Annotated in this window: 8 protein-coding genes, 1 tRNA gene and 3 pseudogenes; 9 read left to right on the top strand and 3 right to left on the bottom strand. The window is 68.3% G+C overall.

Going from position 1 to position 15,870, the window contains the following annotated elements; genetic code table 11:
- The first annotated feature begins 244 nt into the window (after positions 1-244).
- Entirely contained in the window at positions 245-1,816 is a 1,572-nt protein-coding gene (locus OG972_RS07410; protein ID WP_266979400.1) for an aldehyde dehydrogenase family protein, read from the top strand.
- Positions 1,817-1,837: 21 nt separating this feature from the next.
- Here OG972_RS07410 and OG972_RS07405 read toward each other — a convergent pair.
- Positions 1,838-2,463: pseudogene (locus OG972_RS07405) on the bottom strand (hypothetical protein).
- A 202-nt stretch (positions 2,464-2,665) separates the two neighbouring features.
- Between OG972_RS07405 and OG972_RS07400 the strand changes: the two are divergent.
- A tRNA-Leu gene (locus OG972_RS07400) sits at positions 2,666-2,750 on the top strand.
- Here OG972_RS07400 and OG972_RS07395 read toward each other — a convergent pair.
- Complete coding sequence (locus OG972_RS07395; protein ID WP_266979398.1) at positions 2,715-3,035, bottom strand: hypothetical protein; 321 nt, start codon at positions 3,033-3,035, stop codon at positions 2,715-2,717. The two genes, OG972_RS07400 and OG972_RS07395, sit on opposite strands and share 36 nt — an antisense overlap.
- An 83-nt stretch (positions 3,036-3,118) precedes the next feature.
- Between OG972_RS07395 and OG972_RS07390 the strand changes: the two genes are divergently transcribed.
- Positions 3,119-3,304, top strand: coding sequence for a beta galactosidase jelly roll domain-containing protein (locus OG972_RS07390; RefSeq protein WP_266979396.1), 186 nt, complete (start codon positions 3,119-3,121; stop codon positions 3,302-3,304).
- A 233-nt stretch (positions 3,305-3,537) separates the two neighbouring features.
- Positions 3,538-4,134 (top strand): NPCBM/NEW2 domain-containing protein, encoded by a 597-nt coding sequence (locus OG972_RS07385; RefSeq protein ID WP_266979394.1) that lies wholly within the window; start codon positions 3,538-3,540, stop codon positions 4,132-4,134.
- 238 nt (positions 4,135-4,372) lie between these two features.
- On the opposite strand, the gene OG972_RS07380 is transcribed toward OG972_RS07385, so the two are convergent.
- Entirely contained in the window at positions 4,373-6,157 is a 1,785-nt protein-coding gene (locus OG972_RS07380; RefSeq protein WP_266979392.1) for a beta-galactosidase family protein, read from the bottom strand.
- Between the two features lie 594 nt (positions 6,158-6,751).
- On the opposite strand from OG972_RS07380, the gene OG972_RS07375 reads away from it, so the two are divergent.
- The 5 genes and pseudogenes from OG972_RS07375 (at position 6,752) to OG972_RS07355 (ending at position 15,829) form a co-directional block, all read left to right on the top strand.
- Positions 6,752-7,522 (top strand): FadR/GntR family transcriptional regulator, encoded by a 771-nt coding sequence (locus tag OG972_RS07375; RefSeq protein WP_266979390.1) that lies wholly within the window; start codon positions 6,752-6,754, stop codon positions 7,520-7,522.
- A 32-nt stretch (positions 7,523-7,554) separates the two neighbouring features.
- A complete protein-coding gene (locus OG972_RS07370) occupies positions 7,555-7,878 on the top strand; it encodes a hypothetical protein (protein WP_266979388.1) in 324 nt (107 codons plus the stop codon).
- A gap of 360 nt (positions 7,879-8,238) precedes the next feature.
- Positions 8,239-8,691: pseudogene (locus OG972_RS07365) on the top strand (ATP-binding cassette domain-containing protein); the annotation flags it as partial.
- Positions 8,666-9,532, top strand: a pseudogene (locus OG972_RS07360) (Gfo/Idh/MocA family protein); the annotation flags it as partial. The pseudogenes OG972_RS07365 and OG972_RS07360, both read left to right, overlap by 26 nt.
- A gap of 249 nt (positions 9,533-9,781) precedes the next feature.
- Positions 9,782-15,829, top strand: coding sequence for a ThuA domain-containing protein (locus OG972_RS07355; protein ID WP_266979386.1), 6,048 nt, complete (start codon positions 9,782-9,784; stop codon positions 15,827-15,829).
- Positions 15,830-15,870: the final 41 nt, after the last annotated feature.

Genomic DNA, 15,870 nt, shown 5'->3' with positions numbered 1-15,870 from the left:
CGGTACGGGGCGGAGCCCCGGTTTCGGGAAGGGGCGGGTAGGGGAAAGCCCCGCCGCAGGCGCCCCACCACCCCGCACCCGGACCCCCACCCAGCCCCGACCCCTCACCCCTCACCACGTGACCGTGACGTCCCTCACCCCTGAGCCAACGTCACGCCCACCCCCCATCCCCACTCACCACCGTCCGGAACGAGCGAGCCATCCCACCTCCCGCCCCGACTGTGCACCGAGAGCGGAGACCTTCATGGCACCCACCCACACGCCCGACAACACGCCCGCCCCACCCCTCACCCTCAAACCGGGCACCGCCTGGGCCGATGCCTGGCAGCGCTGCCTCACCACCGCCCCCGAGGCCTTCCGGGGCGACCGGGTCCTCAACCTCTGGGCCGCCTCCTGGCAGCAGGACGGCCACCCCCTCCCCGCCACCAGCCCCGTGGACGGCACTCCCATCGCCGGCCCGCCCCGTCTGGACTCCCCCACCGCCCAACAGGCGGTCCGGGCCTCTCTCGACCAGCACCGCGCCTGGCGCCACATCCCACTCCCCGAACGCCGCGCCCGCGTATCAGCCACCCTCGACGCGCTCACCCAACACCGGGAACTCCTCGCCCTCCTCCTCGTCTGGGAGATCGGCAAACCCTGGCGCCTCGCCCAGGCGGACGTGGACCGCGCGATCGACGGAGTCCGCTGGTACGTCGACCACATAGACCGGCTCCTCGCCGACCGCACCCCGCTGCCGGGCCCGGTCTCCAACATCGCCAGCTGGAACTACCCCATGTCCGTGCTGGTCCACGCGATGCTCGTCCAGGCCCTGGCCGGCAACGCGGTCATCGCCAAGACCCCCACCGACGGCGGTGTCGCCTGCCTCACCCTGGCCTGCGCACTCGCCGCCCGCGAGGGCATCCCGCTCACCCTCGTCAGCGGCAGCGGCAGTGAACTCTCCGCGCCCCTCGTCCGCTCGGCCGAGATCGGCTGCGTCTCCTTCGTCGGCGGCCGGGACACCGGGGCCCGCATCGCCACCGAAGTCGCCGACCTCGGCAAACGGCACATCCTCGAGCAGGAGGGCCTCAACACCTGGGGCATCTGGAACTTCACGGACTGGCCCTCCCTGACCGCCGTCATCCCGAAGCTCTTCGACTACGGCAAGCAGCGCTGCACCGCGTACCCCCGCTTCGTGGTCCAGCGCAGCGCGTTCGACGCGTTCCTGTCGGCCTACCTCCCCGCCGTCCGCTCCCTCCGCACGGGCCACCCCCTGGCAGTCGCAAGCCCCACCGACCCGCTCCCCACTCTCGACTTCGGCCCGCTGATCAACGCAGCCAAGGCCAAGGAGCTGGCCGATCAGGTCGCGGAGGCCATCGACCGGGGCGCGGTCCCGCTCCACCGGGGGTCGACGGCCGACGCCCACTTCCTCCCGGGGCAGGACACCAGCGCGTACCTCCACCCGGTCACCCTCCTCAACCCGCCCCCGTCGTCGCCGCTCCATCACGCGGAACCGTTCGGCCCGGTCGACACGATCGTCCTCGTCGATACGGAGGCGGAACTCCTGGCAGCCATGAACGCGTCGAACGGCGCCCTGGTCGCCACCTTGTCGACCGACGACCCGGCAACGTACGCCCGCCTCGCCCCTCAGATCCGGGCATTCAAGACCGGCCACGGCACACCCCGCTCCCGCGGCGACCGCGAGGAACTCTTCGGCGGGTTCGGTGCCTCCTGGCGGGGCGCCTTCGTGGGTGGCGAACTGCTGGTCAGAGCGGTGACGGACGGCCCGCCCGGAGAGCGGCTCCCGGGCAACTTCCCGGACTACCACCTGATGCCGTAACCGGAGGGGAAACCCTGGTCCTCACTCGATCCCTTGACGATCGGGGAGGAGCGCGAACTCCCGCGCGGTGACGTCAGGCACCGTGCGCTCCACTGCCCTCACCAGGAGCGTACGGTGCCTGACCAGCACGCCTTTCCGGTCCTCCGACGCCAATACCAGCAGGTCATCGATCCCGGCCAGCATCCGCCGCGACACCTGCGGACTCCTCGTCGCGCAGCACCGGATCTCCTCAAGGGCAAGATCCACCAGATCGGACCAGCCCGGCCCCTCCTGCACGAGCCGCACCGCCCCCGCCCGGTCCCGGTGATGCACCCGCCCGAGCTGGCATCCGCCGGAGCATCCGCACGGATTCACGGGTGATGCGATCGACCACAGGCCCCACCTGCATGAGCCGCAGCGTGGCGCTCACATACGACGGTGGTGACGATGGTCCTGGCGTCGTCGGCGAACTTGATCAGATCACTGACCTCGCCGTACGCGTGCTCGCCCTGGAGCCGCGCAATGATCTCCGTATCCAGCGTCGAGACGCCCCACCACGCGGCGAAGGCGCACACCAGGCCCACCGTCGGAGCGAACCAGAACGTATCGCGCAGATGCTCACGCAAGGGGGACAGCGCACGGGGCCGCCGATAGCCGCGATCACTCATGCAGGCGAAGCTAGCCCGACCGTCTTCGCGGCAGCCGGACGTACTGCACGTGCACGAACGACGACAGACCGTACGCACGGCCAGGCCAACGGGTTCCGTGCGCCCGCCACCCCCACTGACCACCGAATATGCAGGTGAGAGGCACCCCAAACCCCTGGTATTGTTTTCTTTGTCGCCGCGGGAGACCGGGGCCGATCACCTAGTCCGGGTGGCGGAATGGCAGACGCGCTAGCTTGAGGTGCTAGTGCCCTTTATCGGGCGTGGGGGTTCAAGTCCCCCCTCGGACACTGGCTATAACGATACGGAAGCGAGGGCCTCGACCTTACGGTCGCGGTCCTCGTTGTGTGTTCATAGCTGATGGTGATGCCGAGGGCTTCGTAGAGGGGGCTCTTCTTCTGTGCGTCGACGGCGCGGATGTGTTGTGCGATGTCTCCGAGTCTCTCAGTAATCGCGCGGATCTGGTCGGCGGTGAGCTGTGGCTCCGTCTTTCGGGTGACGGCGGGCAGCGCGTCGGGCTTCTTTTGCGCCGTTTCCTGGTCGCGTTGTGCCTCGTTGATCCACTGAGTGACCACGGCTGGGTCGGCTCCGGCTTCGAGGGCGGCCTGATAGCGGTTGATGCGCCGCGTCGAAGATCACCCCTCCGGTCACCCTGCCCGTGCTGTTCGCCGACGACTACGGCTTCCACACGGGATCCACCTGGTACCGCGGCCGGTTCACCGGCGACGACAAGACGACCGGCATCATCTTGTCCACCCGGAGCAGCGGCAAGGCGGCAGCCTCCTCCGTGTGGCTCAACGGCACCTTCCTCGGCAGCTCCACCGCCGACGGCCCGAAGACCTAGAACTTCCCGGCCGGCGTCCTCAAGACCGGCGGCGACAACGTCGTCTCCGTCCTCGCCGTGAACATGGGACATGACGAGAACTGGGGACGGTCCGACGCCAGCACCGTTTGCGGGCTGACCCGCGCCGCCCTGGTAGGGGACCCGCTGGGCGCACACACCATTACCTGGCGGCTGCAGGGCGTACGCGGCGCTGGACCGTCAGCCCGCGCCCCGCAGCGGCCGACCCCGTGCGGGTGCCCGGCGGGACATCGGCCATCTTCACCTGGGACGTCACCGCGCCGGCCACCCCCGGCCAGGTGAACCCGCTCACCGCCACCGTGCAGTTCGTCCAGGGCGGCCGGTGGCAGACCGTCGCCGACGAGCGGATCGTCGGGGCGACCCCCGTCCCGCCGCCCGCCGGCACCAACCAGGTCAGCGACCTGACGTTCCTGTCCGCCACCAACGGCTGGGGACCGGTCGAACGCGACCAGAGCGTCGGCGGCACCGCACCGAACGACGGCACCCCGCTCAAGCTCGGCGGCACCGTCTACGCCAAGGGACCGGGCACCAACTCGCCCAGCGACGTGCAGATCTACCTCGGCGGACAGTGCAGCAAGTTCACCGCCACCGTCGGATTCGACAATGGTGACCCGGGCACTGCCACCTTCTCCGTCCTCCTCGACGGAAAGGTCCTCACCACCACCCCCGTGCTCAACGGGAAGTCGGCGTCCGTAGCCATCGACGTCCCCGTCACCGGCGGCCAGATCCTTGACCTGTCCGTGGGCGACGGCGGCAACGGCAACGACCACGGCGACTGGGTCAACCCCATCCTGACCTGCGGCAGCAACTAGGAAAGGAAGCACTGGCCCACCCCGCGGTGGGCGACGCGTCATGGCGTCGCCCACCGCGGGGTGCCACTCACGGATGGTGCGGGAACAGAGTGTCATCGTGACCGCTCACATGAACCGCCGCGCACAATGTGTTCGGCGGGGCCCAGTCATCGGCGCCGCAGCGCTGAAGGTGCGGCGGATCCTGGCCGATCCGGCGTGGCTGTGGGCAGCGGACCGGTGAACGTGCAGTGAGCCGCCCTCACAGCGCCATCGCTGTCTCGAACCCCAGATCCGGAGTGTCGCGGATCTCGACTGTGCGTCCGGCCTGGTGGAGCTCCAGCACTACTATCTCGTTGCGGCCGGCCTTCCACGCCGGGCCCGGCGCGTAGAGGGTGCGCTGAGGACCGCGACTCCAGTAGCGGCCCAGGGCGAAGCCGTTGACCCACACCATGCCCTTGTTCCACCCGGGGAGGGCGATGAATCCGTCGGCAGGGGTGGCGATGTCGACTTCGACCCGGTGGAAGGCCGGGTGCCGGTCCGCGGGCTGCGGGCTGAACCGGAGTCCGGTGAGGTCGGAGAGGGGAAGGGGGCGGGTGTCCCAGCCGAACTGGAACTGGGTGTCCAGGCGGACTCCACCAGTGATCCCCTTGCGGTCGCCCAGCAGCGGGCCGTAGTTGATCCGTCCCATGTTCTCCACCAGCACCTCCAGCTCGGCGCCGTCATCGGGCACAGTGACCGGCAGTTCGGCCTGCGGGTGGTCGCGGTCCAGCACGCCGATCGCGACGCCGTCGAGGAAGACCTGCCCGCGGTCCGCGAGGCCGTCGATGCGCAGCATCGCGGCGGGCCACGGCCCGCGCAGCCGGGTGCGGTAGTGGATCAGTCCCAGGCTCTGGCTCAGAGCCTCCATGGGCTCGGGCGACACGCGCCGTAGCGGAGTGGCCAGGACGTCCAGCGATTCCCGCAGTGTCGTGGTGCCTGTGACGGTCAGCGACTGCGGTGCCAGCCGGTCGGGCGGTGCGGGCGGCTCGTGCTCGATGGGCCCGGTGTGCCGGGCGATGACCTCCCGGAAGGCGTGGAACTTCGCGGTCAGTTCGCCTGCCTCGCCCACCGGGGCATCGTAGTCGTAGCTGGTGCATGTGGGCTGGTAGGTGTTGCCGTCGTGGTTGGCGCCGTTCCACCATCCGAAGTTGGTACCGCCGTGGCCCATGTAGATGTTGACCGAGGCTCCTTGGGCCAGCATGCGGTCCAGTTCGTCGGCGGCTTCCTTGGGGTCGCGCACGTGGTGCCTTTCGCCCCAGTGGTCGAACCAGCCATGCCAGTACTCCATGCACACCAGCGGGCCGGTCGCCTGATGGCGGCGGAGCACCGCGAGTGACTCCTCCGGCCGGGAACCGAAGGTAGCGGTCGCCAGGACACCGGGTATGGTGCCGCCGCGCAGGACGGGGTCGGTGGCGCCGTCGGCTGTGAACAGGAGGCAGTGGGCACCCCGCCGGATCAGGCCCTGCCGCAGGTGTTCGAGGTATGCGGTGTCGTTGCCGTAGCTTCCGTATTCGTTCTCGATCTGCAGGGCCACCACCGGTCCGCCGTTTTGGGCCAGCAGCGGCACGAGGACGGGCATGAGCACGTCGAACCAGGCGTCCACGGCGGCGAGGTAGCGCTCATCGTGGCTGCGCAGGCGCATGGCGGGATCCGCCAGAAGCCAGCCGGGCAGACCGCCGAACTCCCATTCCGCGCAGATGTACGGGCCCGGCCGCACGATGACGTCCAGCCCGAGCCGGCCGGCGGTGGTGATGAAGGTGGCGACGTCGGCCGCGCCAGTGAAGTCGTACTGCCCCGGCGCGGGCTCATGGACGTTCCAGGCGACGTAGGTCTCCACGGTGTTGACGCCCATGGCGCGCAGCCGCCGCAGCCGGTCGTCCCACAGCTCCGGGTGGACCCGGAAGTAGTGAATGGCTGCGGACACGATCTGGTGCGGCCGTCCTGCCCGCAGGAAACCGGAATCAGTGACGGTCAGCTCTGCGGCAGCGGGTGGGGTTGCGTTCACGGTTCTCCTAGCAGAACAGGAAGAAGGGAACTGGCGGGCGGGCGGCCGGACACGCCGGCCGCCCGCCAGGATCCGCACTTCGTCGCTTTCCCACGAGGGTCTCCTCTGCTGGAGCGGGATGAGTGAATCCGGTCGCGAAGCGTGTGCGTGTGCAGGAGCGAGGCTGAGCAGACCGACCGGGGAGGGGACGAGTGCTGCAGTTGTCCGGAGGGGAGTGGGCCGGGGCTTGGCTCCGGCCGCCGGATGCGGGGATCGGGCGCAGTATCCGAGCGGTGGCGGCGAACGCGGCGGTGGCTGCGCTGTCCACCGTCCTACCCGGGCCAGCGGCCCGGGCTTGTATCAGGCACATGCCACCCGTGGGGTGTCGCGGTGTGCGGTGTCGAAACGGAAGGGGGGACGCCCCGGTGGTGGGACCTGACGTAGATCACCCGGAGCTAGACGAGTCTGGGCGCGCCGGGCCTCTCGCGTCAAGGCTTTAGATTTGATTAACTGCCCAGTGCGTTCTCGAATAGAGCTGAAACATTCGCGCAAGTGGGGGCGGGCAAGTGAGATCCGAGTCCGTGAAAAGCCCTGAAGATGTGAGGGGAGCACAGCTTGACGCTCGAGCTGTCATCCAGTTTTCAGTCGGCGAGCACCAGGGGCGGGTACCGTCCCGGTTACGAGATCGCGGCCGAGCGCATCCTTGAGTACATCGTCAAGGAGCGGCTCAGCCCCGGTACCCGGCTGCCCACCGAGAAGGACCTGGCCGACGCCGTTCAGATGAGCCGGACGGTGGTCAGGGAAGCCGTGAAGATCCTCTCCGCGGTGGGGCGCCTGTCCGTGCAGAAGGGGCGCGGCATTTATGTCGCCGACCCGGAGGGTGCGCAGTGGCGAGAGTCGTTCTCGCAGTTCCTGCCGGCCGACCTGCGGCAGGTGGACGAGATGTTCGAGTTTCGCCGTTACGTGGAGACCGCGACGGCGCGATTGGCTGCGCAACGGGCCGCTCCCACGCAGGTCAATGCGATCCGCGAGGCGGCCGTGCGGTCGATGGAGGCGGCGCTGGACAGCGACATCGAGGCCTTCACCCGGGCCGACGAGGGGTTCCATGGCGCGATCGGCGCGGCGGCGTCGAACATGTTCTTCGGCGCGACGGTCGACTCCGTGCGATATCTGCAGCGACAGGTCAGTGCCATAGGGCTGGCCGGCGTCGCGGGCGGGTCGCTCGTGGTGGCTGCCGAGCAGCACCAGGCGATCGCCGCGGCCATCGCCTTCGGGGACGACGAGCAGGCGGAATCGCTGATGGCCGGACACATCGACATGACGGTGAGTCAGTTCCGGCGGGCGATCCGCAAACGGCTCCTTCCCGACGGCGACGCCTCTTCTTGATCCATACGATTCCAGGGAGGTGAAGGACGGTCATGCGTATCACTGATGTCACGGTGGAGCTCGTTGATCTGCCCGCGCAGCCGCTGTTCCGCTGGCGCAACGGGCTGCCGGGCTCGGAGGATTCGGTGACCGGCGGCATCCTGCGTGTCCACACCGATGACGGGCTGGAGGGGGAGGCGCACACCCGGCGCGGCCTCATCGTGGCCGACCTCGTCCAGCGTCGGATCCGTGCGGACCTGCTGGGCCGGGACCCGCTCGCGCGCGAGCTTCTCTGGCATCGGCTGTGGGAGCTGGACCGCATAGAAGAGTTTCCCATCTATGTGTTCGGACTGGTACAAGGTCGCGGCGGGCTTTGACCAACTTCTTGACCGCTGGTGGCTCCGACCCTATTTTGTCAGGGCAGCATACGAATTAAAGGGTGTTCGAGGCTTCCGCCCCAACGGGCCTCCGGTAGAGCGTCAACCGCCGGCACCTTGTTCTCAGCCGTATCCCGACAGCTCGTCAGCGAGCATGTGTACACGCCGTCGTCAGGCGGCGGCGCGGCGTCGGGCTGAATCCTGCTCCAGGGCGTCGGCAACCCGCCGAAGCTTCTCCCGCCGGCCCGGTCAGCAACCCACATCACACGGCACGCGCTGCGACAGCCTGCCGATACGTCACATCCGAGGGTGTCGACTTGTCTGCTTCTTTGCTCGAAATGCGAAATATCACCAAACAGTTCCGAGCGCAACGAGGCCGCCGCGCAGGCTCGTTCACTGGAGATGCGCCCCGACGATCCCAGTCGGCCCGTGCGCACGCTCTCGGGCGGCAACCAGCAGAAAGCCGTACTGGCGCGCTGGTTCCTCAAGGGCTGCCGACTACTGCTGCTGGACGAACCGACCCGCGGTGTGGACGTCGGTGCCCGCGCCGAGTTGTACGCGCTGGTGCGCGCTCTGGCCGACTCGGACATCGGTGTCCTGCTGGTCTCCAGCGAGGTACCCGAAGTGCTCAGTCTCGCCGACCGCGTCCGCGTGGTGAAGGAGGGCCGCATCGTACACCAGAGCGCTGCGCGGCATATCGACGAATCGCAGGTCCTGGACCTGGTCATGGAACGGAGACCTCGTGAAAGAGCGGACCGGGACGGTTGCCGCGGCGGCCACGGCGTACGAGAAGCCACTCGCCAACACCCTTGACGAAGCGGTCGCCATGGCCGAAGCGGCGGAGCGCGCCCGCGGGCGCGGGATACGCTCCATGGTCGGGTTCAACTTCCGGCGGGTCCCGGCGATCGCGCTGGCGCGAGAACTCATCGCCACGGGCCGGCTCGGCACGATCCGCCATGTGCGGGCCGTCTACCTCCAGGACTGGATCGTCGACCCGGACTTCCCCCTGGCATGGCGGCTCCGCAAGGAGCACGCCGGGTCCGGAGCGCTCGGTGACATCGGAGCGCACATCGTCGACCTCGCCCAGTATCTGACCGGAGACCGGATCACCGGGGTCTCCGCTCTCACCGAGACGTTCGTCAAGGAGCGGCCGCTGCCGGAACGGTCGAGCGGGCTCAGCGCGGCCGGTGGCGCCGAGACCGGCCAGGTGACCGTGGACGACGCAGCGTTGTTCATCGCCCGGTTCGCGGGCGGAGCCGTGGCCACCTTCGAAGCCACCCGGTTCGCCACGGGGCGCAAGAACGCGCTGCGTATCGAGGTGAACGGCTCGGACGGCTCGATCGGGTTCGACCTGGAGTCGCTGAACGAGCTGATGTTCTACGACCGGACCGAGGACGCGGCCACGGCCGGCATGCGGCGCATTCTCGTCACCGAGCCGACGCACCCGTACCTCTCGGCCTGGTGGCCGCCGGGCCACCCGCTCGGGTACGAACACAGTTTCACGCACGAGATCCGCGACCTGCTCCTCGCCGTCGCGGCCGGCGACGACCCCGCGCCGTCGTTCGCCGACAGACTCCAGGTACAGCGTGTGCTGGCCGCCGTCGAGCGCAGCGCGGCCGACGGGAGCAACTGGACCGGCGTCGAACCGACGTGACCCGGCAGGCTCCGCCGCCCAACACGCACCCACACAGCACACCACGACACACCGCACAGCGACGGCCGGCCCACTGCCTGGCGCCACGCCGCTGTCCGCAGAACGCCGGTTCGCCCCTCCACAGGGTCGGGCCGGTAAGCAAGGAACGCACGAAACGGGGTGGAGGCGGATTCGCAGCCGCACCTCCACCCCGCCGCATCTCACAGCACTCCATATCTCGTGCACACAACTCACTACACAGGAGCATCAGTGAGACGATCACTAAGCCGCCTGCTGGCGGCAGTGACGGCCGTGCTTCTCACCGTACCTTTGCTGGCGGGCCTGGCAGGCACCGCACATGCGCATACGGGAGACACTCCGCCCTTCCGGGTCCTGGTCTTCTCCAAGACCACGGGATTCCGGCACGACTCGATCCCCGACGGCATCGCCGCCATCCAGAAGCTCGGTCAGGACAACAACTTTGCTGTCGACACGACCGAGGACGCGACGCTCTTCACCGACGAGAACCTGGCGAAGTACCAGACGGTTGTCTTCCTCTCCACCACGGGTGATCCGCTGGATCAGGAGTCGGAGAAGGCCGCGTTCCAGAAGTACATCGAGCACGGCGGCGGCTTCGTGGGCATCCACGCCGCGGCCGACTCGGGATACAACTGGGCCTGGTACGGCAATCTGGTCGGCGCTTATTTCAAGACGCACCCCTCCATACAGCAGGCCACGCTCAACGTGGAGGATCAGGCCCACCCGTCGACCGAGGAACTGCCGAGCCGGTGGTCGCGCACCGATGAGTGGTACGACTACCAGGCCAACCCGCGCGGCAAGGTCCACGTGCTGACCTCGCTGGACGAGAAGTCGTACAGCGGCGGCGGGATGGGCACGGACCACCCCAACACCTGGTGCCAGAACTACGACGGCGGCAAGTCCTGGTACACCGGCCTGGGGCACACGAAGGAGAGCTACACCGACCCGAACTTCCTGCACCTGCTCCTCGGCGGCCTTCAGACCACCGCCGGAGCAGTGCAGGCGGACTGTTCCGCCTCCCTCACCTCGAGCTTCCAGAAGGTCCCGCTGGACACCGACACGGAAGACCCGATGATGCTGCAGGTCGCCAAGGACGGCCGGGTGTTCTACGCCAGCCTCGACGGTGACGTCAAGGCCATCCTGCCGGACAGCAACCAGGTGGTGAAATCCGGGCACCTCGACGTGCTGACGGCCAATGAGAGCGGCATGCTCGGTCTCACGCTCGACCCGGGCTTCGCCACCAACAACTGGCTGTACGTCTTCTACTCGCCGCCAGGTGAGTCGGTGGACCAGATCTCCCGCTTCACCGTCAACTCCGACAGCACCCTGGACAAGGCGAGCGAGAAGGTCGTGCTCAAGGTGCCGGTGCAGCGGGACACGTGCTGCCACCACGGCGGTGCCATGCTGTTCGACAAGGACGGGAACCTCTGGCTCAGCACCGGCGACAACACCAACCCCTTCGGCAGCCCGACGGACTCCCGCGCGCCGCTGGACTACAGGCCGGGCAAGTCGGCGTCCGACGCCGCGCGCTCATCGGGCAACACCAACTCCCTGTCGGGCAAGGTCCTGCGGATCCGTCCCGAGGCGGACGGGACCTACAGCATCCCGTCGGGCAACCTCTTCCCGCCCGGTACCGCGGAGACCAAGCCGGAGATCTACGCCATGGGGTTCCGCAACCCCTTCCGGATCGGCACCGACCCCGAGACCGGACGGGTGCTCGTCGCGGACTACGGCCCGGACGCGGGCGGTGACGACCCCAAGCGTGGCCCGAAGAACGCGGTGGAATGGAACATCCTGCAGAAGCCGGGCAACTACGGCTGGCCTTTCTGTCTCGCCAACAACCAGCCGTACATCCACTACGACTACGCCACCGGCGTGTCCGGTGCGCCCTACGACTGCACCAACGGCCCGGTCAACGACTCGCCCAACAACACCGGGCTCAAGCAGCTGCCCAAGCCGATCCCGGCCACCGTCTGGTACCACTACGACGGCAGCGCGGAGTTTCCCCCGCTGAGCGGCGGCGCTCCCATGGCCGGCCCGATCTACCGGTACGACGCGGCCTTGAACTCCGACAAAAAGTGGCCCGAGTACTACGACGGCAAGGCGATCTTCGCCGAGTGGAACAGCAGCCAGATGTACACGTTCCAGCTCGACGACAACCAGTCCGCGGTCAACAAGGTCAACCCCTTCCTGAAGGGGATGAGCTTCGCCAAGCCGATGGACATGAAGTTCGGGCCCGACGGTGCGCTCTACATGATCGAATGGGGCAGCAGCTTCGGCGGCAACAACGCCGACTCGGGCATCTACCGCATCGACTACGTCAACGGCACCCGGTCGCCGGTGCCCAAGCTGACCGCCACCCCGACCAACGGCAGCGCACCGCTGACCGTGAAGTTCTCCTCCAACGGATCGACCGACCCCAACGGCGGCTCGCTCACCTACGCGTGGGACTACAACGCCGACGGCACGGTCGACTCCACCGAACCGAACCCGACCTACACCTACACGACTGCGGGCAACTTCACCGCGAGCCTGACCGTGACCAACACGGCCGGCAAGTCGGCCTCGCTGACCCAGCAGATCACCGTCGGCAACACCGAGCCGACCGTCACCTTCGACGGACCCGCCGACGGCGGGGCGTTCGACTGGGGCGACAAGGTCGACTTCTCCACGACCGTCACCGACCCCGAGGACGGTTCGACCAACCCGGGCGGCGGCATCGACTGCTCCCAGCTGACGGTGACGGCGTCCCTCGGTCACGCGACCCACGCGCACGCGCTGGAGCAGTTCCACGCCTGCCAGGGCACCAGCCAGACGGAGATGTCGCCCGGACACGGTGGGGCCGAAAACATCTTCTGGGTGCTGGACACCACCTACCGGGACAAGGGCGGCGCCGGCGGCTCCAGCCCGCTGACCGGTAAGAAGACCATCGTCCTGCATCCGAAGAAGATGCAGGCGGAGTTCCGCACGGCCGCCTCCAGCAGCATCGTGTCGGCCGCCACCACCGACCCGACCCACGGTGAAGTGGATGTTGCCGGGATCAACGACGGGTCGTACACCGCCTACAGCGACGTCAACTTCTCCCGGATCGACTCGCTGACCTTCCGGGTGGCCAACCTGGCCGGCGGCACGATCGAGGCGCGCGCGGACAGCGTCACCGGACCGCTGATCGCCACCGCCGCCGTACCGGCCGGCAAGGGCGAGTACAGCTACATCACAGCCCCGGTCAAGGACCCTGGTGGCAGCCACACGCTGTACCTGGTCTTCAAGGGCGCGAGCGCCGGAGCCCAGAACCTCTTCCGGCTCAACTGGATGCACCTCGACGGCAGGGGCGCGACGGCCGGCACCGCCCAGCCGTTCGTGATGGTGGATGGGCAGCCGCTCAGCGGCGACGTGCCTCTGGCGGTGAAGTTCACCGCCCGTGGAATCGACCCCCAGGGGTCGGCGCTCAGCTACAAGTGGGACTTCGGCGACGGAGCCACTTCCACGGAGCAGAACCCGACCCACACCTACACCAAGGCCGGGCCGTTCACCGCGAAGATGACCGCAACCAACGCCCTCGGGGTCTCGAGCATCGAGGAAGAGACCATCAGCGGCACCGCCACCCTCCCCACCATCAGCTGCTTGGGCAAGCTGTCGGACGAGTTCAACGGCACCTCGCTGGACGAAACCCGGTGGAGCGTCGTCCGGCAGAACCAGGACCTCGCGGTCAAGAACGGCAGCCTGGTGATACCCACCAGCGACACCGACATCTACGGCGCAGGAGGCGACACCCCCAACATCGTCCTGCAGCCGGCCCCCTCCGGCGCGTGGCAGGCGACCACGAAACTGACCCTGCCCGCGGTGCAGAGCTACCAGCAGGCGGGCCTCGTCCTGTACGGCGACGACAACAACTACGCCAAGATGATGTTCGAGGGCCGCTCCGGCTCGCCCGACTCCGCGCAGAACGTCTTCCAGTTCGCCCGTGAGAACAACGGCAGCCCCTCGGAGACCAACAGCGCCGCCGTTGGCCCGAACTTCCCCAGCACCGTCTACCTGCGTCTGACGAGCGACGGCACCAACATCACCGGGTCGTACTCCTCGGACGGCGCGACCTTCAAGGACATCCCCGGCGCCAAGCCGATCAGCGGCATCACCAACCCCCGGATCGGCCTGATGAGCCTGGCCGGCAAGGGCACCACGCCGGTGATCGACGCGGCCTTCGACTGGTTCCACATCACGCCCGACGCGTCGGCCCCCCAGGCCACCCCGGGTGACGAGTTCGACGGCAGCGCGCTGGACGGCTGCCGCTGGAACTCCCTCGTACGGCCCGACCCGACCGCGTTGGGGATGAGTGACGGGCAGCTGCAGATCACCACCTCGAAGGGAGACATCTTCTCCACACCCAACACCGACCCCAAGAACCTGATCCTGCAGAAGGCCCCGGCCGGCGACTGGACGATCGAGACCAAGATCGACGGTACCGCCTTCAACCAGGGCTATCAGCAGGGCGGCGTGATGGTCCGCGTCGACGACGACAACTACGTCAAGCTCGACTACATCGCGGATTCCGCGACCAGCCGGCGCATCGAGTTCCGCTCCGAGGCGGGCGGTAAGGTCGACGCGACCGCGCCGGACGTCAGGAACCTGACCGGTGGCGTCTGGTACCTGCGGATCGCCAAGCAGGGCAGCACCTATCACGGCTTCTACTCCAGTGACGGCAAAAGCTGGACCGAGATGTCGGCCCCGCTGACGAACACCGCTCTGGACACGGGATCAGCGCTCGGCGTGTTCGCCATCGGGGTGAACCAGCAGACGCCGGCGACCGCCAAGTTCGACTACTTCCATCTCGACGGCGCGACGGGTACGGGGGACAAGACGCCCCCGGTTACCAAGGCGACACTGACCCCCGGCACCCCGGACGGGCAGGCCGGCTGGTACGTCTCGCCGGTCTCGGTGTCACTCGCTGCGACCGACGCCGCGGGCGGCAGCGGGGTGGACCGCACCGAGTTCAAGCTCGACGGCGCGGCCTCGTACACCCGTTACACCGCTTCGCTGACCATCGACACCACGGGAACCCACACGGTGGACTTCCGGTCGGTGGACAAGGCCGGGAACATCGAGACGGCCCAGAGCGTCACGGTGAAGGTGGACGTGGACAAGCCGACCGCGGCTGTCACGCTCGACCCGGCCGCACCGAACGGCAAGAACGGCTGGTACACCTCGCCGGTCACCGCCACGGTCACCGCCCAGGACGCCGGCAGTGGCGCCGGCGCCCTGAAGTACGACCTCGACGGCAAGACCGGCGTCGGATACACCACGCCCGTCTCGATGGCCGACGGGAAGCACACGCTCGTCGTGCATCCGACGGACCTGGCCGGGAACGCCGGCGACGCCGTGACCAAGCAGGTGAACGTCGACGCGACCGCGCCGGTCACCACGGCGGCCATAGCCGGACCCACCGGCGACAATGGCTGGCAGACCGGTACCGCCTCGGTGACGCTCAAAACCGACGACGGCAGCGGCTCCGGAGCCGATTCCACGCAGTACAAGGTCGACGGCGGCGACTGGAAGCCGTTCACGGGTGCGTTCACCGTGAGCGGCGACGGAACTCACACCATCTCCTACCGCTCGACCGACAAGGCGGGCAACGTTGAGTCCGTCAAGGCCGGCACGCTCAAGATCGACGGCACTGCGCCCGTGGTGCTGGTCAGCGGCCTGACCGACAAGACCGTGTACGGCGACAGCATGACCGTGTCGATCGGAGTCGGCGCGGCCGACGCCACGTCGGGAGTGGCCTCCAGCAGCGCGACCCTGGACGGCAAGCCCGTCACCACGACGACGCCCTCCCAGTTGCCACTGCGCCAACTGGACCTGGGGGAGCACACGTTCGTGGTGACAGCGCGCGACAGCGCGGGCAATACCACCGTCGTCCGGCTGACCTTCTACGTCACCACGTCCTACAAGGACATGGGGGCGCTGATCGACCAGTCCGTGGCCAAGGGGCAGCTCGACCAGCGCAGTGCCAACAAGCTGCACCGGCAGATCGACAAGGCCGCGGAGGCACAGGAACGCGGTCAGGCCAAGCAGGCCATCAAGGAGCTCGACGAGCTGCGGGCCATGATCGCGGGCAAGGCGAACGTGACCCTGACGTCCGCCGATCGGACGCTGCTCAACCGCGATGCGCAGTATCTGATCGTCGCGCTCGGCGGCACCGCCTCCGAGGCGGGACTGTCAGCGGCCGATTACCAGACGGTTGCCGCCCAGGTGGCCGCCGTGAACAAGGCACTGGGGAAGTAATCGCACCACTCACGGTGCCGGGTGCGGCCGGGTTCTCCCCG

Origin of the sequence: Streptomyces sp. NBC_01669 (assembly GCF_026339735.1) — a bacterium.
In the GTDB taxonomy this organism is placed as follows: domain Bacteria; phylum Actinomycetota; class Actinomycetes; order Streptomycetales; family Streptomycetaceae; genus Streptomyces; species Streptomyces yanii.
The sequence above is the reverse complement of the archived record's forward strand: the minus strand, read 5'-3'. Positions and strand labels throughout refer to the sequence as shown.